The organism is Rhodopseudomonas sp. WA056 (assembly GCF_010906995.1).
Classification (GTDB): domain Bacteria; phylum Pseudomonadota; class Alphaproteobacteria; order Rhizobiales; family Xanthobacteraceae; genus Rhodopseudomonas; species Rhodopseudomonas palustris_G.
The window spans coordinates 36,149-57,246 of the sequence record NZ_QPFS01000008.1 but is presented as its reverse complement, the minus strand read 5'-3'; the positions used below and the strand labels follow the sequence as shown (position 1 = coordinate 57,246).

At 66.7% G+C, this 21,098-nt stretch carries 21 protein-coding genes; 11 read left to right on the top strand and 10 right to left on the bottom strand.

What is annotated here, in order from left to right:
• Positions 1-34: 34 nt before the first annotated feature.
• Genes DU475_RS03490 through DU475_RS03480 form a run of 3 tightly spaced genes read right to left on the bottom strand, consistent with a single transcriptional unit; the run spans position 35 to position 4,737 of the window.
• A complete protein-coding gene (locus tag DU475_RS03490; protein WP_164630698.1) occupies positions 35-1,267 on the bottom strand; it encodes a GGDEF domain-containing protein in 1,233 nt (410 codons plus the stop codon).
• Between the two features lie 49 nt (positions 1,268-1,316).
• The gene (locus tag DU475_RS03485) at positions 1,317-2,852 is read right to left on the bottom strand and encodes an AMP-binding protein (RefSeq protein WP_164630697.1); all 1,536 of its coding nucleotides are present in this window, start codon (positions 2,850-2,852) and stop codon (positions 1,317-1,319) included.
• Between the two features lie 4 nt (positions 2,853-2,856).
• A complete protein-coding gene (locus tag DU475_RS03480; protein ID WP_164630695.1) occupies positions 2,857-4,737 on the bottom strand; it encodes an extracellular solute-binding protein in 1,881 nt (626 codons plus the stop codon).
• A 216-nt stretch (positions 4,738-4,953) separates the two neighbouring features.
• Between DU475_RS03480 and DU475_RS03475 the strand changes: the two genes are divergently transcribed.
• Entirely contained in the window at positions 4,954-5,703 is a 750-nt protein-coding gene (locus tag DU475_RS03475) for an invasion associated locus B family protein (protein ID WP_013502540.1), read from the top strand.
• Between the two features lie 242 nt (positions 5,704-5,945).
• Here DU475_RS03475 and hspQ read toward each other — a convergent pair whose 3' ends face one another.
• Positions 5,946-6,278, bottom strand: a complete 333-nt coding sequence (hspQ, locus tag DU475_RS03470; RefSeq protein WP_013502539.1) for a heat shock protein HspQ — start codon at positions 6,276-6,278, stop codon at positions 5,946-5,948.
• A 120-nt stretch (positions 6,279-6,398) separates the two neighbouring features.
• On the opposite strand from hspQ, the gene DU475_RS03465 reads away from it, so the two are divergent.
• On the top strand, positions 6,399-7,355 hold the full coding sequence (locus tag DU475_RS03465; RefSeq protein WP_164630693.1) for an AEC family transporter: 957 nt from the start codon (positions 6,399-6,401) through the stop codon (positions 7,353-7,355).
• A 5-nt stretch (positions 7,356-7,360) separates the two neighbouring features.
• Here the strand turns inward: DU475_RS03465 and DU475_RS03460 are convergent, their stop codons facing one another.
• Positions 7,361-8,557 carry a UbiH/UbiF family hydroxylase gene (locus DU475_RS03460; RefSeq protein ID WP_164630691.1) on the bottom strand — a complete coding sequence of 399 codons (1,197 nt, stop codon included), beginning with the start codon at positions 8,555-8,557 and terminating at the stop codon, positions 7,361-7,363.
• A gap of 133 nt (positions 8,558-8,690) precedes the next feature.
• Here DU475_RS03460 and pcsA point away from each other — a divergent pair, with 133 nt between their 5' ends.
• The 3 genes from pcsA (at position 8,691) to DU475_RS03445 (ending at position 11,201) form a co-directional block, all read left to right on the top strand.
• A complete protein-coding gene (gene pcsA / locus DU475_RS03455; RefSeq protein WP_164630690.1) occupies positions 8,691-9,422 on the top strand; it encodes a phosphatidylcholine synthase in 732 nt (243 codons plus the stop codon).
• Complete coding sequence (locus DU475_RS03450) at positions 9,419-10,141, top strand: TerC family protein (RefSeq protein ID WP_142882684.1); 723 nt, start codon at positions 9,419-9,421, stop codon at positions 10,139-10,141. The genes pcsA and DU475_RS03450 overlap by 4 nt, the downstream gene beginning before the upstream one ends.
• 85 nt (positions 10,142-10,226) lie before the next feature.
• A complete protein-coding gene (locus DU475_RS03445; RefSeq protein WP_164630688.1) occupies positions 10,227-11,201 on the top strand; it encodes a quinone oxidoreductase family protein in 975 nt (324 codons plus the stop codon).
• Positions 11,202-11,356: 155 nt separating this feature from the next.
• Here DU475_RS03445 and rimO read toward each other — a convergent pair whose 3' ends face one another.
• Positions 11,357-12,682 (bottom strand): 30S ribosomal protein S12 methylthiotransferase RimO, encoded by a 1,326-nt coding sequence (gene rimO, locus DU475_RS03440; protein ID WP_164630686.1) that lies wholly within the window; start codon positions 12,680-12,682, stop codon positions 11,357-11,359.
• Between the two features lie 228 nt (positions 12,683-12,910).
• Between rimO and DU475_RS03435 the strand changes: the two genes are divergently transcribed.
• Complete coding sequence (locus DU475_RS03435; RefSeq protein WP_164630684.1) at positions 12,911-13,066, top strand: hypothetical protein; 156 nt, start codon at positions 12,911-12,913, stop codon at positions 13,064-13,066.
• A 15-nt stretch (positions 13,067-13,081) separates the two neighbouring features.
• Here the strand turns inward: DU475_RS03435 and DU475_RS03430 are convergent, their stop codons facing one another.
• Positions 13,082-13,996 carry a LysR substrate-binding domain-containing protein gene (locus tag DU475_RS03430; protein ID WP_164630682.1) on the bottom strand — a complete coding sequence of 305 codons (915 nt, stop codon included), beginning with the start codon at positions 13,994-13,996 and terminating at the stop codon, positions 13,082-13,084.
• Positions 13,997-14,097: 101 nt separating this feature from the next.
• On the opposite strand from DU475_RS03430, the gene DU475_RS03425 reads away from it, so the two are divergent.
• Genes DU475_RS03425 through DU475_RS03410 form a run of 4 tightly spaced genes read left to right on the top strand, consistent with a single transcriptional unit; the run spans position 14,098 to position 17,612 of the window.
• Complete coding sequence (locus DU475_RS03425; RefSeq protein ID WP_013502531.1) at positions 14,098-15,054, top strand: ABC transporter substrate-binding protein; 957 nt, start codon at positions 14,098-14,100, stop codon at positions 15,052-15,054.
• Positions 15,055-15,061: 7 nt separating this feature from the next.
• Entirely contained in the window at positions 15,062-15,949 is an 888-nt protein-coding gene (locus DU475_RS03420) for an ABC transporter permease (RefSeq protein ID WP_164630680.1), read from the top strand.
• Positions 15,942-16,760: an ABC transporter ATP-binding protein gene (locus tag DU475_RS03415; RefSeq protein WP_164630678.1), complete on the top strand. Its 819-nt coding sequence runs from the start codon at positions 15,942-15,944 to the stop codon at positions 16,758-16,760. The genes DU475_RS03420 and DU475_RS03415 overlap by 8 nt, the downstream gene beginning before the upstream one ends.
• Positions 16,761-16,805: 45 nt before the next feature.
• Positions 16,806-17,612 (top strand): alpha/beta hydrolase, encoded by an 807-nt coding sequence (locus tag DU475_RS03410; RefSeq protein WP_164630716.1) that lies wholly within the window; start codon positions 16,806-16,808, stop codon positions 17,610-17,612.
• Between the two features lie 15 nt (positions 17,613-17,627).
• On the opposite strand, the gene DU475_RS03405 is transcribed toward DU475_RS03410, so the two are convergent.
• The 3 genes from DU475_RS03405 to pxpB are packed head-to-tail and all read right to left on the bottom strand — an operon-like array spanning position 17,628 to position 20,155.
• Positions 17,628-18,392 (bottom strand): LamB/YcsF family protein, encoded by a 765-nt coding sequence (locus tag DU475_RS03405; protein ID WP_164630676.1) that lies wholly within the window; start codon positions 18,390-18,392, stop codon positions 17,628-17,630.
• Between the two features lie 27 nt (positions 18,393-18,419).
• Complete coding sequence (locus DU475_RS03400) at positions 18,420-19,430, bottom strand: 5-oxoprolinase subunit C family protein (protein ID WP_047307294.1); 1,011 nt, start codon at positions 19,428-19,430, stop codon at positions 18,420-18,422.
• The gene (pxpB, locus tag DU475_RS03395; RefSeq protein WP_047307295.1) at positions 19,427-20,155 is read right to left on the bottom strand and encodes a 5-oxoprolinase subunit PxpB; all 729 of its coding nucleotides are present in this window, start codon (positions 20,153-20,155) and stop codon (positions 19,427-19,429) included. The genes DU475_RS03400 and pxpB overlap by 4 nt, the downstream gene beginning before the upstream one ends.
• 220 nt (positions 20,156-20,375) lie before the next feature.
• Between pxpB and DU475_RS03390 the strand changes: the two genes are divergently transcribed.
• Positions 20,376-21,089 carry a ribonuclease activity regulator RraA gene (locus DU475_RS03390; RefSeq protein ID WP_013502524.1) on the top strand — a complete coding sequence of 238 codons (714 nt, stop codon included), beginning with the start codon at positions 20,376-20,378 and terminating at the stop codon, positions 21,087-21,089.
• Positions 21,090-21,098 lie beyond the last annotated feature (9 nt).

Here is a 21,098-nt window from a genome sequence, read left to right as displayed (position 1 = left end):
TGTCACACTCGGTTCGTTTTGGTCTGCTGCTCGCTCACGACGCCGCGCGGCGGCGGTCCTGTTGGACGACGCGGGTCAGGATGGCGCGGGCCGATTCGTCCGGCATCAGGGTCGCGACGCTGACGTCCGGATCGATCCGCGCCTCGCGCCGGGCGCTGTGGGCGGTCTGCTTGATCACGCTGCTGAGCCGCCGTGCGATCGCCTGGGCGTTGCGCAGGTCGGTTGCGGCGAACACCACCAGCAGGGTGCCGTCGGTCTGCAGCGTGCCGAAATCCATCTTGCGCATCAGCCGGCTGACGATGCGGGCGGCGTCGTGGACCGCGCGGCGATCGGCGCGGTGCAGGACGAAGCGCGCGACCGACAGGCCTTCGCCGCGGGTCTGGGCCTGATACACGGCGGTCGCAAAATCGCGCTCGAATGCAGTCTCGGTCAGCAAGCCAGTGCGGGGATCGAGCAGCCCGCCCGCGTCGAGCGAGGCGAGGGTGCGGGTGAGGCGGGCTTCGAAGGCGTGCTGGCGCACCAGCGGCAGCGCGGCACCGACGATTTGCGACGGGTTGCCGTCGACGAATTCAAGGTATGGCAGCTCGACTTCCGGCTGCGGGGCCGCGACGCCGACTACGATCGGCAGGTGCCGAAACCGGGTATCCTCCGACAGTACGGTGAGAAACGCATCGACCACGCGCGGGCTGAAACCTTCGGCCAGCACGATGCCGTCGAGGTCGCGGGCGTTGAGATGCTTGGCGGCGGCCTCGATCGACAATGCGCCGACCACCCCGACGCGTTCGCCGAGCGCGACCGACAGCGCCGGATAGGCCGCGCCGCGACCGATCAGCAGCACGGTGGCGTCCTGCAACGGGTCGTTGTCGGCCAGCTCGGTGAGGCCGCCCGGATCGGTCAGGCGCCGCATCGCGGTGGCGTGCAGCGTCCGTACTCGCAGTGCCGCGCGCAGCCGCGGCGCAAGATGGATCAATTCGCGCGGATCGGCGCTGAACGGCATCGCATTGTCGGGCAGAGGACCATCCGCCCCGATCGCGATCAACGGTACATAGGGTTGCAGCAGCCCGACCTGGCGGGCGAGGGTCGCGAGCGCGCCGGCGGGCGCGCCACCATCGACGACCACGGCCGACGGTCGCAGCCGGCCGATCGCGTCAGCCGCATCGGAGCACGACGAGGTGAGCACCGGAAACAGTTTGGCGTCCGTCAGCGCAGCAAGGGTCGGCGAACTGTCGTCGCCGGTCACGACGAGGATAGGCGCGTGGTACGACATTCCAAGAACGGCTCCCGCAGTCGAGGCGGAAAACCGTAAGCGGTCGCTGTTAATGCGGCGTCAACGTCGATGCGCGGTTTTCATCGAGCTTCGGTGCATCGCGGAAGGCTTCGACCATCAAGGGGTTTAGGCCGAGTTCTGAAAGTGCTTCGCGAGCTCTGGAATTGTCCTGCGCGCGGCCCGCGAGCCGGTAGCCGCTGAGCCGGTCCGGCAGCGCCGTCAGCAGCGCGCCCTGGCCGAGCCGCTTCGCCCATTCCTGCAGGTCGAGCGCCAGGAAGCGATAGCCGCCGACCGCCATCACCCCGGCGGGCGGTGCGGTGATGCACACCGCCCCGGTGGCGCGGTCGAGCCGCGCCGCGTAGCCGGTATCGACAAAGTCCGGCGGCGGCGCCATCGGGATCGAACTGTTGAGCGGCGGCAGCGGCGCATAGGCCGCGAGCGTCACCATCGGGCCGCGCAGCCCGAGCGTGCCCTTCGGCGTGATCAAGACCTCGCCCGCGGTCGAGCCGCCGGCATGACCGCGCGGCGCGGTGTGCGGTCCCGGCATGATCGCCGCCGGTGTGCCGTCCGCCGCACGCTGGGCGCCGAACAGGCCGGCTTCGCCGAACAGATAGATGTCGGTGAAGTTCGTCGGCGCGCCGATCCAGGACGGGCTGGCGCCGACTTGTTCGGGCGACCGCCACAGCCCGACCACGCTGCGCAGCGACGGCGCCTGCGCGGCAAGGCCGGCCTCGCCGAGCCGGAGCGCCAGGGGCGCCGGCGTCACCAGCGCCTGACACCCCAGTTCGACGATCTGCCGCTCCAGCACTGCGTCGTCGAATGGATGGTGCAGCGCCAGCGTGCCGCCGCTGAGCAGCCAGGTCACCATCGACGAGGCGAGGCCGGCGAACGATGCGGGCGTCTGCGCCGACAGCATCACCGCGCCTTGCGGGATCGCGCTTTCGAGGAACACCACGAGTCCGCCGGCGATCAGGTGCAGATGGCTGCGCGGGATGGCGCGGACGCCGTCGCTGGTTGTGTCGAACGAGATCACCGCGGCGCGGCGGGCCTCCTGCAGCCCGGGCGGCGGCGGCAGCGCGCTGTCGTCGGCCATCGCGGCGTCGAGCGACGCCATGCCTTCGGGCAGGTCGTCGCCGAAGCCGCAGACGTGGCGGATCGAGAACGCCTCGGCAGCGGCGTTCATGGCGAGATCGGCGTGGCTGACGCCGTCGATCCAGCGCGTCGACACGATCGCCCGCGCGCCGGTACGGTTCAGCGCGGCGGTGAGATCGGCATGGCGCCAGAGCTGCGGCAGCAGTGCGACGACGAGACCGGCGCGATGCGCCGCCAGCACTGTCAGCACGAATTCGACGGTGTTCGGCAGTTGCACCGCGATCACCGAATTGCTCGGCAGCCCGGCGGTGACGAAATGCGCCGCCAGCGCGGAGATCGCGCGGTCGGCCTCGGCGTAGGTCAGGCGCATCGGCTGCTGCCCGGTGATACGCTGTTTGTCGGGCGGATCGATCAGCGCGACCGCATCCGGCTGCCGTGCCAGGGTGCGGCGAAACAGTCCGTCGAGCGTCGGCGAGGTGTTGGGCTGGCTCACAGGATCACCTCTGCTGCGGTTGCTGCGGCGATGGCCGAGACCACCACGTCTCCGGAAGATAGCCGGTCAAAGCCGTGGTGTTCGGCATCTCTATCCGATTCCACCGCGCGATCCATTGCTCCCGGATGCTGTACACAGGGACTACGTAGAACCCCGAGATCAGCATCCGGTCGAGCGCCCGCACCGCATCGACGAAATCGGTGCGTCCGCGCGCGCGCAGCAGCGCCGCGATCATCGCGTCGATCGCCTGGTCCCTGGCGCCCATATAGTTGCGGGTGCCGGGCGTGTCGGCTGCGTCGCTGCCCCAGTAGAACGCCTGCTCGTTGCCCGGAGACAGCGACTGATCCCAGCGGTTCGGGATCATATCGAAATCGTAGCTCAATCGGCGCTGGTCGAACTGGACCGCGTCGACCGTTCGGACCGACACGGTGATGCCGGCGCGCTTGACGTCGCGGGCGAAGGCGAGCGCGATCCGCTCCTGTTCGCGCGTCGTCACCAGCAGTTCGAACGACAACGGCTGGCCGGTGTCGCGCTTGCGCAGGATGGTGCCGTCGAGTTGGTATCCGGCCTGCCCGAGCAGGTCGAGCGCACGGCGCAGCCCGGTGCGATCGCGCCCCGAGCCGTCGCTCTCCGGCAGCCTGTAACTGCCGTCGACGATATCGGGGCGCAGGCGCGCCAGATACGGCTGCAGCAGCGTGCGCTCGCCGTCTTCGGCCGCGCGGCCGTAGGCCGACAGATCCGATCCGCCGAAGAATCCGCCGGCGCGGGAGTACAGGCCGAAGAAGTAGTTGCGGCTGATCCATTCGAAATCGAACAGGTTCAACAGCGCCTCGCGAACCCGGATGTCGGCGAACACCGGCCGGCGGGTGTTGAACACCAGGCAGTCTGTCGGCTCCGGGGTGCCGGGCTTGATCGCGAGGCGGCTCACCTCGCCGCGGCGGGCCGCGGGGAAGTCGTAGCCTTCGTGCCAGCGCAGCGGGTCGGTCTCGACGCGGAAGTCGTACAGGCCGCGTTTGAACGCCTCGAATTGTGCATTGGCCTCGCGGAAGTAGTCGATCCGGACTTCGTCGAAATTCCACGAACCCCGGTTGATCGGCAGATCCCGGCCCCAGTAGTTCGGATCGCGGGTGAGGGTGACGCTGGTGCCCGCCTGGACCCGGGTGACCCGGTAGGGGCCGGAGCCGAGCGGTGGCGTCAGCGAGGTTTCCTCAAATCGGTCGGGATCCACGGCGTGGCGCGGCAGCACCGGCATCAGGCCGAGGATCAGCGGTAGTTCTCGGTCCGGCGCGCCGCCGAAATCGAACCGGACGGTGAGGGGATCCAGCACTTCCGCGCGGGCCACCTTGCCGTAGTACAGGCGCAGGTTCGGGCGGCCCTTGTCGCGCAACAGCCGCCACGAGAACAGGACGTCCTCGGCGGTCACGGGCTTGCCGTCCGCGAACCGGGCACGGGAATCGATGCGGAAGGTCACATAGCTGCGGATGTCGTCGGTCTCGACCGACCGTGCGAGCAGGCCGTACAGGGTGAACGGCTCGTCATGGCCGCGCGCCAGCAGGCTCTCGATCACATAGCCGCGCATCTGTTGCACCGCTATGCCTTTGACGATCAAGGGATTGAGGCTGTCGAACGCTCCAACCACGCTGGCGATCATCCGGCCGCCCTTGGGAGCATCCGGATTGACGTAGGGCATCGCCGTAAAGTCGGCCGGCTGGGCGGGCTTGCCGTGCATCGCGATGGCGTGGCTGACGGTCCCGGCGGCGGAAGCGCCGGCCGGCTCGGCACCGGCGATTGTTGCGCCGCCGAGGCACCCGATGCCGACCGCCAGCGCGCAGGCGAGGGCCTTGATCCCGGGGACGATGTGGTGCTCTGATTCGGCGCGTCTCACGTTTGAATTTTTACCACATCGACGCAGGGAAACCGGCCCCGGAGGATTGTTGCCATTGATATTTTCGTTCGCCAATGTATTGAAGGCGGGCAGTCGATGATGCCCACCGGCTCGTCACGTAACCGCCTCAATTGGCACAGAGACAGCGGCCGACGGCCGGATGTCGCTCCCGCGTCGCGGTTGGGGTGCGCGACCGTTTCAGAAAGGGTTTTCCGAATGAATTCTTGCAACTTGGTCGCGTCGGCCGGGCTGCGCGGGCGAGTCTTCGCCCTGCTGGCGGCTACCGCATTCGCCACGCTGACCGTCGCCCCCGCTGCGCAGGCCCAGCAGCAGCCGGCTGCTCCGAAGGCAGCGCCGAAAGCGGCGCCGAAGAACGCGCCGGCACCTGCGCAGCAGGCCCCCGCGCAGGCCGAGCAGCAGCAGGTTCAGTTGATCTACGCGCCCTGGACGAAGTTCTGCCTGAAGGGGCAGGACGCCAACGCCAAGCAGGTGTGCTTCACCGGCAAGGACGGCCGCATCGAATCCGGTCAGCCGGTGATCGCGGCGGTGATCATCGAGCCGGAAGGCGAGCCGAAGAAGATCCTGCGCGTGACACTGCCGCTCGGTATGCAGCTCGTTCACGGTACCCGCATCATCGTCGACGGCAATGCGCCGCAGCAGAGCCCTTATGTGATCTGCTTCGCCAACGGCTGCATGTCGGACTACGAAGCGACGCCGGAACTGGTCAACCAGCTCAAGAAGGGCCAGAATCTGGTCGTCCAGGCGATCAACTCCAACGGCGCGCCGCTGACGCTGCCGCTGCCGCTGGCGGAATTCGCCAAGGCCTATGACGGTCCGCCGACCGATCCGAAGCAGTTCGAAGAGACCCAGAAGAAGCTGCAGGAAGAGCTGCAGAAGCGCGCCGAAGAGCAGCGCAAGAAGCTGGAAGCTCAGGCTCCGGCCGGTGCCAACCCGGCCGCCAAGTAAGCCACTAAGTAACACGCGACCACGATCGCGAAACGCAAAGGGCGCCCCCGGTGGCGCCCTTTCTGTTTTCTGAGGACTCGCCTGCGCCCGCCGGGCTGTCATATCAGCCGGTGATGATCGCCATCGCGGACGACTGGGTCGCCGCTAGGCTTTCGCGTGAGGCGCCGTGCGGGAGATCCGTGCTGGTCGGGTATTTTCAACCCAGCGATCGTCGAGACGCCCGAGACGGCACCCGCGCCCGATTAGTTCAGCGACGGGTTGCGCGGCCGGTAGCCGCCGGACTTATCCTTGATGAAGATCTCGGCGACCTGGGAATGCCGGATCGGCTCGCCGGAATCGTCGGGGAGCAGGTTCTGCTCCGACACATAGGCGACGTATTCCGACTCCGCGTTTTCCGCGAGCAGGTGATAGAACGGCTGGTCCTTGCTCGGCCGCACATCTTCGGGGATCGCCAGCCACCATTCTTCGGTGTTGGCGAATTCCGGATCGATGTCGAATACCACGCCGCGGAACGAGAAGATCCGGTGGCGGACGATCTGACCGATCTGAAACTTGGCGGTTCGCGTTTTGATCATGGGAGTCGGATAGACCAGCTTGGCGGCGGACGCTAGTGGTAAACCGGCGAGTCTGCTCCGCGGCGGCCAGCCCGGGGTTTCCCTGATACCGTTCGGTTCCCAACTCCGGCCGCATTGCGCATGATCGACATTCTCAATCTCGCCCTGCCGTATTTCGGCCTGATCTTCGTCGGCTTCGCCTGCGGCCGTCTCAAGAAGCTGCCGGAGCAGGGCCTGGTCTGGATGAACTTCTTCCTGGTCTACGTCTCGCTGCCGGCGCTGTTCTTCCGGATCATGTCGAAGACGCCGTTCGAGGAGCTCAACAACCTGCCGTTCATATTGGCGACGACGCTGGCCACGGCGATCGCGTTCTTCCTGTCCGGCCTGCTCGGGCGGATGATCGGCAAGTTGTCGATGCGCGAGGCGACGATGGCGGCGCTGTCGGGCGGCTACGGCAACATCGGCTACATGGGGCCGGGCCTGGCGCTGTCGGTGCTGGGCACCCAGGCGGCGGCGCCGACCGCGCTGATCTTCTGCTTCGACACGATCTTTCTGTTCTCGATCGTGCCGCTCGGCATGGCGCTGACGGCGGCCGACAAGCGGCCGATGCTACCGACCATCCTGGCGGTGCTGCGCGAGATTTTACTGCACCCGCTGATCGTCGCGGCCTATTGCGGAGCCGCGGCCGCGGCGTTTCATGTCGAGTTACCGGTGGCGCTCGATAAGATGCTGGCGTTCCTGCAGAACGCCGCTGCGCCGGTGGCGCTGTTCACGCTCGGCGTTACGGTGGCGCTGCGTCCGTTCGGCCGGGTTCCCTGGGAGATCCCGAGCCTGGTGGCGGTCAAGCTGCTGCTGCACCCGATCATCGTGTTCGGCCTGATCCTGGCATTCGGACCGTTCTCGCCCGAATGGGCGGCGACCGCGGTGCTGATGGCCGCGCTGCCGCCGGCGCTCAACGTGTTCGTGATCGCCAGGCAGTACAATACCTGGGTCGAGCCGGCGTCGGTCGCGGTATTGATCGGGACGTTCGTCTCGGTGGTGACGCTCACCACCGTGATGTGGCTGATCCGGACCGGGCAGATCCCGTTTCCGGGGTAGGGGCGTCAGATCGAGCGCCAGAACGGCGACAGCCCCTCGCGCATCGCGAACCGGCGCAGCGGGCCGACCGAGCCGAGCAGGTGCATCCCCGCCGCCCGCAGCATCTGCACCGGCAGCAGGCCGCTGAGCAGGGTGCGGTTGGCGATGTCGATCGCGGCGGTGCGGCTGGCGATGTCCGGGCCGCGGCTGCGGCCGTAGCGTGCCAGCACCGCATCCGAGCCGATATCGGCGCCGCTCTCGATCGCTTCACGGACGATGTCGGCGAGGTCGCCGGCGTCGCGCAGCCCCATGTTCAGCCCCTGCGCCCCGATCGGCGGCACCACGTGAGCGGCCTCGCCGACCAGGGCGATGCGATGCTGCGCGTAAGCGGCCGGCTTCTCGATCGCCAGCGGAAACAGATTGCGGCCGGGCTCGACGGTCATCTTGCCGTAGATCGACTGCGACTGCTTTTCGGCGGCTGCCGACAACTCATCGTCGGACAGCGCCATCAGCCGCTGCGCCTCCTTCGGCGCCGCGACCCAGACGATGCTCATGCGCTTGCCGGGCAGCGGCACGAACACGCACGGGCCTTCCTCGGTGTGAAACTCGGTCGAGACATTGTCGTGCGAGCGTGTGGTCTTGACGTTGAAGGTCAGCGCCGACTGGTGCAGCGCCCGGCTGCTCACCTTGATGCCGGCGGCTTCGCGGCACTGCGACTGCCGCCCGTCGGCTCCCACCACCAGCGTCGCCGACAGCGTCATGCCGCCGCGCAGCCGCACGACCGCCTCGTCGTCGCCCGGGACGACGCTGTCCGCTTCGTCGTCGAAGCGCTCGAGGTTGGACAATTCGGCCGCGCGTTCTTCCAGCGCGATCAGCAGGGTGCGGTTCTCGATGTTGTAACCGAACGCGTCCATGCCGATCTCTTGGGACGCGAACTTGATCTCAGGCGCCCGGATCAGCCGCCCGGTATCGTCGACCAGCCGCATCGCCCGCAGCGCCGCGGCCTTCCCCGAGCAGCGCCGCCACACGTCGAGCCGGTCCAGGATGTCGATCGAATCGCCGAGCAGCGCCGTGGTGCGGTTGTCACCATACGGGACTCGCCGGGCCACCAGAGCGGTGATCGCGCCGCTGTCGGCGAGCGCGATGGCGGCGGTGAGGCCGGCGGGGCCGCCGCCGACCACGATGGCATCATAGCTGTTGGGCTCGAGCAGGCTCTGGGTCATGCCGGGACAATTGCCCCGGCCTGCGCCGATTTCAAGTCCGCCGCGAAACATTAACGTTTCTGGCCGTTTGCGCGACCGAACGCCGCAACGGAATTGTGCAGATCGGCCGCCAACCTGCTATGCACGACGTTCGATGACACCGCAGGATCCTCCGCCGCCTCCCGGATCGCGCTCTCGCCGTGCCGCTGCGCTCGGCGTGCACGTGTTGACGGCTGCCGGGGCGGCGATTGCGCTGCTCGCGCTGCTGGAAGGGGTGCGCCAGCATTGGGCGGCGATGTTCGCCTGGCTCGGGCTGGCTCTGCTGATCGACGCGATCGACGGCCCGCTGGCGCGGCGGCTCGACATCGCCCGGCTGCAACCGCAATGGTCGGGCGAGGTGCTCGATCTGGTGGTCGACTTCCTCACCTACGTGTTCGTGCCGGCCTATGCCATCACCGCGAGCGGTCTGCTGTTGCCGATCGCGGCGCCGGTGCTCGGCGTCGGCATCGTCGTCAGTTCGGCGATGTACTTCGCCGATCGCCGGATGAAGACCGAGGACAACCACTTCCGGGGCTTTCCGGCATTGTGGAACGCCGCGGCGTTCTATCTGTTTCTGCTGCACCCGCCGGCGATCGTCGGCAGTCTCGGAATCGCCGTCTTGATCGTCCTCACCTTCGTGCCGTTTCGCGTCGTGCATCCTGTGCGGGTGGCACGGCTGCGCCCGCTGACCCTGACGCTGACCGCGCTGTGGGCGCTGCTTGCCGGCTACACGCTTCTGCGAGACTTTGAAGTTGTTGCCCCGGTGACGATCGCTCTGTGCGCGATCGCGCTGTATGTCGGCTGCGCCGACACCGTGTTCCGCTTGCTCCGACGAGACCCCCGATGATCGAACTGCTCTCCAGTCCTGAAGCCTGGGCCGCGCTGCTGACCCTGACGGCACTCGAAATCGTGCTCGGGATCGACAATGTGATCTTCCTGTCGGTTCTGGTGTCGCGCATCCCCGAGCCGCGCGCGACGCGAGCGCGGCAGATCGGCCTTGCCCTGGCCCTGATCTTCCGCCTCATCCTGCTGACATTGCTGGTCTGGCTGATCGGTCTCACCACGCCGGTGTTCAGCATCGCCGACAAGCCGTTCTCCTGGCGGGACATCATCCTGATCGCCGGCGGACTGTTCCTGATCGCCAAGGCCACCCACGAGATCCACAGCGAGGTCGAGGCGAGGGACCACGCGCCTGAACCCGGTCTCGCCGACCGGGCGTTCTTCTGGGTGATCGTACAGGTCGTCATCGTCGACCTGGTGTTTTCGATCGATTCGATCATCACGGCGATCGGGATGGCCCAGGACATCGAGATCATGGTCGCTGCCGTGGTGATCGCGATGGTGGTGATGTACATCTCGTCGGGTCCGGTGGCGCGGTTCGTCGCGGAGCATCCGACCACCAAGATGCTGGCGCTGGCGTTTCTGGTGCTGATCGGCGTGGCGCTGGTGGCGGACGGTTTCGCGTTCCACATCCCGCGCGGCTACATCTACTTCGCCATCCTGTTCTCGGCGTCGGTGGAGTTCTTCAACGTGCTCGCCAAGCGCAAGCGTGCGCCTCAGCGCTGACCGCGGAAGCCGTCGCTGCCGGCAGGTTGACAACACCCGGGTGATGGCTTTCGGTGAAGCTCACATGAGATCCGAGGGGACGACGATGACGAAGGCGGTGCGTGTACATCAGGTGGGCGGACCGGAGGTCCTGGTCTACGAGGACGTCGAGCTGCCGCCGCCGGGCGAAGGCGAGGTCCGGATTCGCCAGCACGCCGTCGGCCTGAACTTCATCGACGTGTATTTCCGCACCGGCCTCTACAAAGCGCCGTCGCTGCCGTTCGTGATCGGCAACGAAGCGGCCGGCGAGGTGGTCGCGGTCGGCCCGCACGTCACCAACTTCCATCCCGGCGACCGGGTCGCGTACTACGCGAATCTCGGCGGCTACGCCACGCAGCGCAACATCGAAGCCGCCAAGCTGGTAAAGCTGCCAGACCACATCACCTACGAGCAGGGCGCCGTGCTGATGCTCAAGGGCCTGACGGTGTGGTACCTGCTGCACAAGACCTTCAAGGTCGAGCCCGGCCATCGCGTCTTGATCCACGCCGCCGCCGGCGGCATCGGGCTGCTCGCCTGCCAATGGGCGCGGGCGCTCGGCGCACACGTCATCGGCACCGTCGGCTCCAAGGCCAAGGCCGACCTCGCACTCGCCAACGGCTGCGATCACGTCATCCTCTACAACGAGGAGGATTGGGTGACGCGGGTCAAGCAGATCAGCCGCAACGAACTGTGCGACGTGGTCTATGACGGCGTCGGCAAGGCGACGTTCCCGGGCTCGCTGAAATGCATCAAGCCACGCGGCCTGTTCGTGTCGTTCGGCAACGCCTCCGGGCCGGTGCCGTCGTTCCCGCTCGCAGAACTCAACAATCACGGTTCGCTGTTTGCGACGCGGCCGAAGCTGAACGACTATATCGGCACCCGCAAGGAACTGATCGAAGGCGCCGACACGCTGTTTTCAGCGGTGATCGAGGGCAAGCTGCACGTCCCGATCAACCACGCCTACGCGCTGAAGGACGCCGCGAAGGCGCATATCGATCTGGAAGGGCGGACGACGACCGGTGCTTCGATTCTGAAGCCGTAAGGTCGCACAACGTCACCCATACGAGCCGCCACCCTCCGCGAAAGCGGAGGGCCCAGTGTTCCGGAACGCTGGTGTAAAGCAATCAGCTCTCTGGAATACTGGGTCGCCCGGACAAGCCGGGCGATGACCTGCGTGTGTGTAGTCGCTGTTGCTGCTCAGAACCCCGCCACCGTGCCGTGCAGATCATACGCGTCGGCGCGGTCGATCTTGGCGGTGACGATTTCGCCGATGCGCAAGGGGCGACGGCTCGACAGATAGACGGCGCCGTCGATCTCCGGCGCGTCGGCCTTGGAGCGGCCCTTGGCGACGGTCGGGCCGATCTCGTCGATGATCACCTGCTGACGGGTGCCGACCTTGCGCTTCAGCCGCCGCGCTGAGATCGCCTGCTGCCGCGCCATCAGTCTGTTCCAGCGCTCCTGCTTGACCTCGTCCGCGATCTGATCCTCCAGCGCGTTCGACGGCGCACCGGCGACCGGCTCGTATTTGAACGCGCCGACGCGATCGATTTCAGCTTCATCGAGCCAGTCGAGCAGGAATTCGAAGTCGCGCTCGGTCTCACCGGGAAAGCCGACGATGAAGGTCGAGCGCAGCGCCAGGTCGGGGCAGATTTCACGCCAGCGCTTGATCCGGTCGAGCGTCTTGTCCTGTGCGGCCGGGCGCTTCATCTGCCTGAGCACGTCGGGGCTGGCGTGCTGGAACGGAATGTCGAGATAGGGCAGCACCTTGCCGTCCGCCATCAAGCCGATCACCTCGTCGACATGCGGATACGGATAGACGTAGTGCAGCCGCACCCAGGCACCGAGTTCGGCGAGCTCGCTGGCCAGATCGAGGAATTTGGCGCGGACGGCACGATCCTTCCACGGGCTCTCGGCGTACTTGACGTCGACGCCGTAAGCCGAAGTGTCCTGCGAGATTACCAGCAGCTCCTTGACGCCGGCGGCGACCAGCTTCTCGGCTTCGCGTAGCACGTCGCCGGCCGGGCGTGATACCAGATCGCCACGCAGCTTCGGGATGATGCAGAAGCTGCAGCGATTGTTGCAGCCCTCGGAGATCTTCAAGTAAGCGTAGTGCCGCGGCGTCAGACGCACGCCCTGCGGCGGCACCAGATCGAGGTGCGGGTTGTGCAGCGCCGGCCGGGCGCGATGCACGGCGTCCAGCACGCTTTCATATTGCTGCGGACCGGTGATCGACAGCACGCCGGGATAGGCGGCTTCGATCTGCTCCGGCTCGGCGCCCATGCAGCCGGTGACGATCACCTTGCCGTTCGCCGCCATCGCTTCGCCGATTGCGGCCAGCGATTCCTGCTTGGCGCTGTCGAGGAAGCCGCAGGTGTTGACGATGACGAGGTCGGCGCCGTCGTGCTTGCGCGCCAGCTCGTAACCCTCGGCGCGCAACCGGGTGATGATGCGCTCGGAATCGACCAGGGCCTTGGGGCATCCGAGCGAAACAAAGCTGATCTTGGGCGCGGCGGCCTGCTGCATGGTCGAACTGCCTGGATTGGGGTGCGAGAGGAGCTAAACCGGATCGGCGGCGCTGACAAGGCGGCTCGGAACCGAACCGGCGAGAAGATTGCCCTTCGGCGGGGTTCCGGAAGAGACGAATTTTGCCGGTTCCCGGACCCGGACAGCGCCGCCTTTGTTATTTCGGCGGCCGTCTTGCGGCGGAGGCGGTCAGGCCTTTCTTGTTCCTCGGAACCAGGAGAACGGACCGTGCGACACCAGGCTCATCTGCACTCGGCGACGACACCACAGCGGCTTCGGTCGTGGTCGTCGTTCGCGATCGATATTCACGTCCTGATGCTCGGCGCAGCCCTCGGGTTGATCGGCGCGATCGTGATCGCGGCGCCGCATCTGCGACTGTCCTGAACGGCGTCCAGATAGTTAGTCGTGCGAGCCACTGCCGGCCTGGGTTCGCACGAAACGCGCCGCGGGAGCGATCGCTGAATTCGCGAAATGCCGGACGATCACGCTGGCGAGCGCCTCTGCCGCAGGATTGGCACTCCGCGCCGAGCGGTACAGCACCAGATCGACCTTGGGCAAGGCCGGGAAGGTGTCGCCGCGGCCGAGCACCCGCATCCCCGGAAGCACCGAACTCTTGCCGACCACGCTGACGGCGATGCCGGCGAACACGGCGGCCTGAATGCCGCTGATGCTCTCGCTGATGCAGCTCAGCCGCCAGATCCGGCCGATGCTTTCCAGCGCGGCGAGCCCGAAATCGCGAAAGATGTTGCCTGGCGGCAGCATCGCCAGCGGCACCGGATTTTCGAGGTGGACCGAGCCACGCTCCGACGTCACCCAGACCAGCTCCTCCTGCGCGACCAGCTCTCCGACCTTGAACGCGGGCATCCCGGTGACGATCGCCAAGTCGATTTCGGCTTTCTCGACCGAAGCCATCAGCTTGCTGGACAGCGCGCATTTCAGCTCGACATCGACGTTGGGATAGGCGCTGCGAAAATCCGACAGGATGCCGGGTAGCAGATAGGCGGCATACAGATCGGGCATTCCGAGAACGACCGCGCCGTCGAGCTTCGGCGCAGCGAGGCGGGCGCGTAGTTCGTCCTGCAGGCCCATGATGGTGCGCGCATAGCCGAGCACCAGCTCACCGTGATTTGTCAGCACCAGCCTGCGCCCGACCTTGGTGAACAGTGGAGCCCCGGTTGCTTCCTCGAGCCGGTTGAGCTGCAGGCTGACGGCCGGCTGAGTCCGGCCCAATCGCCGCGACGTTTCGGAAAAACTGCCGGTCTGAACCAGCACGATGAAGGTCTGCAGCAGGCGGAGGTCGAGCGGTGCGAGCATCGTTCTATTAAGCCAGCTTATAAAACCGATATAAACAATAAATTTCTGATGTTGTTGCGTCGCACCTACAGTGGCTTGCCGGGATCAGCAGCGAGGAAGCCATGCACAACACCACCAGACGCCACTTCATCCGCCTCGCGGTGACCGCGACCGCACTTGCCGCCACCAGCCTGACGGCGCTTGCGGAGGATCGCGTCATCAAGGTCGGAACCTTGAAGCTCATTCACGGCATCACACCGTATTTCTACGAGAAGTTCGTGCCGGCGGGCGTCAAGGTCGTGGTGGTGCCGTTCGAGAGTCCGACCGACGGCAAGAACGCCGTGGCGACGGGATCGGTCGATTTCGGCATCTTCGGCCTCGCGGCGGCGACGCTCGGCGGCGCCAATGGCGAGCCGGTGGTGGTGGTCGGTGCCGCCTGCAACCGTGGCATGGCGGTCGTCGCCGGCAAGGATTCCGGCATCGCCAGCATCAAGGATCTGAAGGGCAAGAAGGTCGCGATCTGGCCGGGCTCGACCCAGGAGGTGGTGATCCTCGACCGGCTGGCCGCCGAAGGCATGACGATCAAGGACATCCAATCGGTCCGCGTCTCGTTCAGCGACATGGCCCCGGCGCTCGCGCGCGGCGACATCGACGCCTATGTGGGCGCCGAGCCGGCGGCCGGCATCAGCCTCGCCAGCGGCGTCGGCAAGATCGTCGAATATCCGTATTCGACGCCGACCGGTTCGCTGAACATGGTGCTGAGCACCCGGCGCGAACTGATCGAGAAGGATCCCGAACTGATCCGCACGCTGCTCAAGGTGCACCGCAAGGCCAGCGAATACGCGATGAGCAACCGCGACGCGTTCGTCGAGATGGCGATGCAGAAGCTCGGCCAGCAGAAAGCCTCGATCGAGCAGGCGGCACCGAACGTCGAGCTGACCTGGAACATCGACGATCAGTTCCTGAAGCAGGCGCAGTATTACGGCGCCCAGATGCTCGACAAGAAGCAGATCCGGCAATTGCCCGACTACAAGACCTTCATCGACGCAAGCTTCATCAAGGCGATTTCGGCGTCGTGAGCAACTGATGAGCCTGCAAAGCACGGTCACCTCGTCCGCCATGGGCGCTCCCTCGATGACCAGGACTTCCGCCGCACCTGCGCGCGGCGGAAGTCGTCCCCCCGGCAAGCTCGCAGCCAGGCTACGCGCCACAGCCCTCGCGCTGATCGTGCCGCTCGGCCTGCTGCTGGCGTGGGACTTGATGGTGCGCTGGACCGGGACGCGGCTGGTTCCGCCGCCATCCGGCGTCGCGACGATGATGTGGGATTTCGCCTTCGGCGGAATCTACGACGACGCCTACAGCGCCAGCCTGCCGATCCACTTCTGGAAATCGGTACAGCGGGTGTATGGCGGCTTCTTTCTGGCTGCGCTGATCGGAATTCCGCTTGGGTTGATGATCGGACGGATTCCGCTTTTGCGCGCGTTGCTCGATCCGACGCTCGCACTGCTGCGGCCGATCCCGGTCACTGCCTGGCTGCCGCTGTCGATGATCTTCTTCGGCCTTGGGCCGAAGTCGGCCGTGTTCCTGGTCTTCCTCGGCGCGTTCTATCCGATCCTGCTCAATACCGTGTTCGGGGTGAAGTCGGTCGATGTCCGGCTGTTCGAGGCCGCCGGGATGCTCGGCTGCAACGGGCCGCAACTGTTCAGATCCGTCGTGCTGCCGGCGGCGTTGCCGAGCATCTTCAACGGTCTGCGGCTCGGCGCGTCGTTCGCCTGGATCCTGATCGTGGTCGGCGAGATGACCGGCGTTCCGGAAGGTCTCGGCGCCGTGATCATGGACGGCCGCACGCTGTCGCGCACCGATCTCGTCATCACCGGCATGATCATCATCGGCATCACCGGATTCCTGTCGGATCGCATCCTGGTGATGCTCAGCAACTACTTCCTGCGCTGGAGTCCGCAGCACCATGCTTGATCAAACCACCAATCGTGACGCCCCGCCGGTGATCCTGGAGGTGAGCGGGCTGAACAAGATCTATCACGCGTCCAACGGGCCGGTGGAGGCGCTGCGCAGTGTCGATCTGACGGTGCGCAAGGGCGAGTTCATCTGTCTGCTCGGCGCTTCGGGCTGCGGCAAGTCGACCCTGCTGCGGATCATCGCCGGCTTCGAGACGGCGACGCAGGGCTCGGTCGGCGTGTACGGTTGCGAGGTGCGCGGTCCCGGCCCGGACCGCGGCATGGTGTTTCAGGACTACGCGCTGTTTCCCTGGCTGACGGTACGGCAAAACATCGGGTTCGGCCCGAGCCATCGCCGGGTCGCGGCGCAGGAGGTCGACAAGCTCACCGAGCGGTTCATGGCGATGGTCGGGCTCACGGCATTCGCCGACCGCTATCCGCACCAACTGTCCGGCGGCATGAAGCAGCGCGTCGCGATCGCCCGGGTGCTCGCCAACGACGCCGACATTCTGTTGATGGACGAACCGTTCGGTGCGCTCGACGCGCTGACCCGCGCGGCGCTGCAGGAAGAGCTGATCGAGATCTGGCGGACCACCAAGCTGACGGTGATCTTCGTCACCCATTCGGTCGAGGAGGCGGTGCTGCTCGCCGACCGTGTCGTGGTGATGAGCTCGTCGCCGGGCCGGATCGATCGAGATGTTGCGATCGAGCTGGCTCGCCCGCGCGATGTCGCCTCGGTGGAGTTCAATACGCTTCGGCGCAGCATCACGCAGCAACTCACCAGCCATGTCGGCGCCGGCCGCAAGGTTGCAGCGACGGCGGATTCCTGAGTGACCGTTTCAACTTCCCACGCTTCGCGATCGATCTATCGCGGGATGGATCGCACCGCGCTCGACGCCGCCTACAACAACAGCGCCGCGGTGGTCGACAGCCCGCAATGGCTGGATCGCTGGCGCGACCGCAGCGACACGCGCCGCGCGGGGGCGGGAGCGCGGCTCGATATCGCCTATGCGGATCGCGAGCGGACCTCGCTGGACTATTTTGGCTCCGGTGAAGCGGGCGCGCCGCTACTGGTGTTCCTGCATGGGGGCTATTGGCAACGCAATTCCAAGGAGATGTTCTCCTTCGTGGCCGATGGACCGAACGCCCACGGCATCGACGTCGCCGTGGTCGGCTACACGCTGGCGCCGGCGGCGCGGTTGTCGGACATCGTCGCCGAGGTCGATCTGGCGCTCGATGTACTGGCTGCCGACACCGAGCGATTTAGCTTCGACCGGCGCAAGCTGGTGGTGAGCGGCTGGTCCGCCGGCGGACACCTCGCCTCGGTGGCGAGCGCGCATGCAGCGGTCCGGGGCGCGGTATGCATCAGCGGCATCTTCGATCTCGAGCCGATTGCGCTGTGCTATCTCGATGAGGCGTTGCGGCTGGATCGGCAGGAAGTCGAGATCCTCAGTCCGATCCGGCGCACACGTCTCGGCATGGCGCCGCAATCGCTGCTGGTCGGCGGCGACGAACTGCCCGAACTGCAGCGGCAATCGCTGGACTATGCCAACGTCGCCGCGCGGGCAGGATCGCCGGTCGCTCTGCGCATTCTGCCGCGGCATCACCACTTCTCCATTTTGAACGAATGGAGCGTCGATGGCGCGCTGACCGCCGAGCTGCTGACGCTGATCGGGACGTAGCGCGGATCGCGGGCGTCAGGCTCCGGCAAACGGCGCGACGGCGATGCCGCTCGCTTCGAGCTTCCGGCGCACCCCGCGCGCGATCTCGACCGCGCCTTTGGTATCGCCATGGATGCACACCGTGTCGGTGCGCATCTTGATCACCTTACCCGTGACGGAGACGACGGCGCCGTCCTGCGCCATCCGCAGCACGCGTTCGGCAATCTCATCGGGGTCGTGCAGCACCGCGCCGGGCTTCTTGCGCGACACCAGATTGCCGTCGTCCTCATAGGCCCGATCGGCAAACACTTCGTGCGCCAGCGGCAGGCCGGCGGCTTCGCCCGCCAGCATCAGCTTCGAATTCGCCAGCACGACGAACACCAGCGACCGATCGACTGCCTTGATTGCCGATGCGATCGCGCGCGCGGTCATGTCGTCTTCGCAGGCGACGTTGGACAGCGCGCCGTGTGCCTTGACGTGGGTGACCTTGTGGCCGGCAAGGGTGGCGACCGCCTGCAGCGCGCCGATCTGATAGGCGACGAGGTTTTCGATCTCGGCCGCGGTGATCCCCGGCACCGGGCGGCGGCCGAAGCCGTGCAGGTCGCGGAAGCCCGGATGCGCGCCGATCGCGACGCCGTTCTGCTTCGCCAGCGTCACTGTCGCGTGCATGATGTCCGGATCGCCGGCGTGGAAGCCGCAGGCGATGTTGACGCTGGTGGCGATCTGCATCATCGCCGCGTCGTCACCCATCTGCCAGACGCCAAAGCCTTCGCCGAGGTCGCAGTTCAGATCGATCTTCATCCCGATTGGTCCCGTCGTCGGATTCGATTACTCCGCCGTCAGCGCGTCGATCGCGGTGCCGGCGACGTTGGCGGTGAGCAGCGCGTCGAGGTCGATGGTGGCATGCTGTGCGTCGCGCAGCCGGTCGGGCAGCGAGCGGATCAGCCTGGCCATGGCGCGGTAGGCGCCCTGCGCGTCTTCGACGCTGACCGCCCCAAAGCGGAACGGCCGCCCGGGCTGGCGCTGCGCCAGCCGGCCGAGATCGGCCGAGATCACCGTGGCGATTTTCGGATAGCCGCCGCTGGTGCCGCGATCGGGCATCAGCACGATCGGCTGGCCGGAGCCGGGCACCTGAATGCTGCCGTCGACCGTGCCGTCCGAGACGATGTTGTGGCCGTGCAGATGCGAGATCTGCGGACCATCGAGCCGATAGCCCATCCGGTCGCTGGTCGCCGAGACCGTCCAAGCGCCGGAGAGCAACGTCTCCACCGCATCGCCGAACTCATCGTTCTGCGGACCGAGCACGACCCGGATCGGCGCGTCTTGTTGCTCGGGCAGGTCGAGGTGGCGTTCGACGGCCGGCGCCGCGGATTTGACCTCGATCGTGTCGCCGGCCTGCAACGGCCGCGGGTAGGGGCTGCCGAGACCGGCGCGCGCGTTGACGGCGAGACTGCCGAACATCGGCTCGCCGCGGACGCCGCCTTCAATTCCCAGATAGCTGAATACGCCGCCGCGGGCGACGCCTACGGTGAGGATCTGGCCGTCGGTGAGCGTGAAAGACTCGTTGAACGCGAGCGGCGCCCCATCGATCGCGGCGGGGCGCTCGGCGCCGGTCAGCGCCAGCCGCACCGCGCCGTCCCGGACACTCAGTTTCGAGCCGAGCGGGCCGAGTTCGATCGCCGCTGCGAACGCGCTGTTGCCGACCAGTACATTGGCGGCGGCAAGCGACAGCCGGTCCATCGCGCCGCTGGGCGGCAGGCCGTAACGCTGCGTGCCGTGGCGGCCGCCGTCCTGCACCGAGGTGGCCGGGCCGACGCTGTCGATCACAAGGCTCGTCATGCGCTCAGCAGGTCCGCGACGATTTCGCCGTGAGAGGCCGCATCTTCGCGCTCGGCGAATTCCTTGGCGTCGATCTGCGCGAAGCTGATCGCATCGCCGGGCTCAAGCAGAAAGATCGGCTCGCGATGCAACTGATAGGTTCGCACCGGCGTGCGGCCGAGCAGGTGCCATCCGCTCGGTCCGGCAAGGCACTGGATTCCGGCCTGGATGCCGCCGACCGAGATCGTGCCGGCCGGGGTGTGCAGCCGCGGCGCCTGCCGCCGAGGCATCGCCAGCGCCGGATCGAGGCCCGACAGATACGACCAGCCCGGCGTGAAGCCGATCATGGCGACGCGATAATCACCGGCGGCATGGCGCGCCACCAGCGCGTCGGGCGTGATGTTGAGCGCACGCGCGGCATCCTCCAGATCGATACCGTGTTCGCCGCCATAGCACACCGGAATCCGCCAGCGCCGTCTGGCGATCGTCGCGTCGTCGTCGGGCGCTTGCGCCAGCGAGACGAGTTGATCGGACAGCGCGCCGAAGCCGACCGTCTCAGGATCGTAATGCACCAGCAGCGATCGATAGGTCGGCACGGTTTCGACGATACCAGCGACCGGACTCTGCTTCAGCCTGCGATCGAGCGCGAGCACGCGGCGGTTGGATTCGTCGCTGATGTCGCGGCCGAACTCGACGGTGATTGCGGTATCACCGCTCGGCAGCAGTCGTGGAGGCGGGGTGGTCATCCGGTAACGATCTCACAAAGCTACCGGCTCCGATAGCGCGTTTTCCGGCGCGGTGAAAATCACTTCGCGACGATCGCGCTGCCGATAAGTCGATCCCGGCAGAGGTGATAAAATGCGATGATCGCCATGCGCCGCACTGGGCTGTCGATCGCAGGGTTGCGTCTTGACGCGGCAGTCGCGGCCCGCAAGATGCGCCGACAATCACTGGAGCTCTCCCTTCATGTCTCTGACCCCGGAAGCCGTCGACATCCTGTCGCGCGTTTCGACCGCGACCATCACCACGGTGCTGCTGAAGAAGGGGCTCCGCAACGTCTGGCTGCGCGGCGCGCGGCCGCTGCGGCCGGGCGCGACGCGGCTGGTCGGCGAGGCGTTCACACTTCGCTTCGTGCCGGCGCGCGAGGATCTGGCGACGCCGGAGTCCTGGGCTTCGCCGATCTCGACCCGTGCCGCGATCGAGGCGATGCCGGAAGGCTGTATCGCCGTGGTCGACGCCATGGGCATCAAGGACGCCGGCATCTTCGGCGACATCCTGTGCGCCCGCATGGTCAAGCGCGGCATCAAGGCGCTGATCACCGACGGCGTGGTGCGCGACCTCGAGGGTGTGCTCGGCACCGGACTGCCGGTGTGGTGCGACGGCGCGGCGGCACCGCCGTCGGTCGCCGGCCTGACCTTCGTCGGCTGGGACCAGCCGATCGGCTGCGGCGGCGTCGCGGTGTTCCCGAAGGACATCATCGTCGCCGATCAAGACGGCGCGGTGCTGATCCCTCAGGCGCTGCTCGACCACGTGCTCGCCGAAGGGCCGGAGCAGGAGCGGATGGAAGGCTGGATCGTCGAGGAGGTCAATAACGGCGCGGTGCTGCCCGGCCTGTATCCGATGAACGCGGAAACCAAGGCGCGCTATGCGGCGTTCAAGGAGAAGGCCGACAAGACCTGAGGAGCGTTG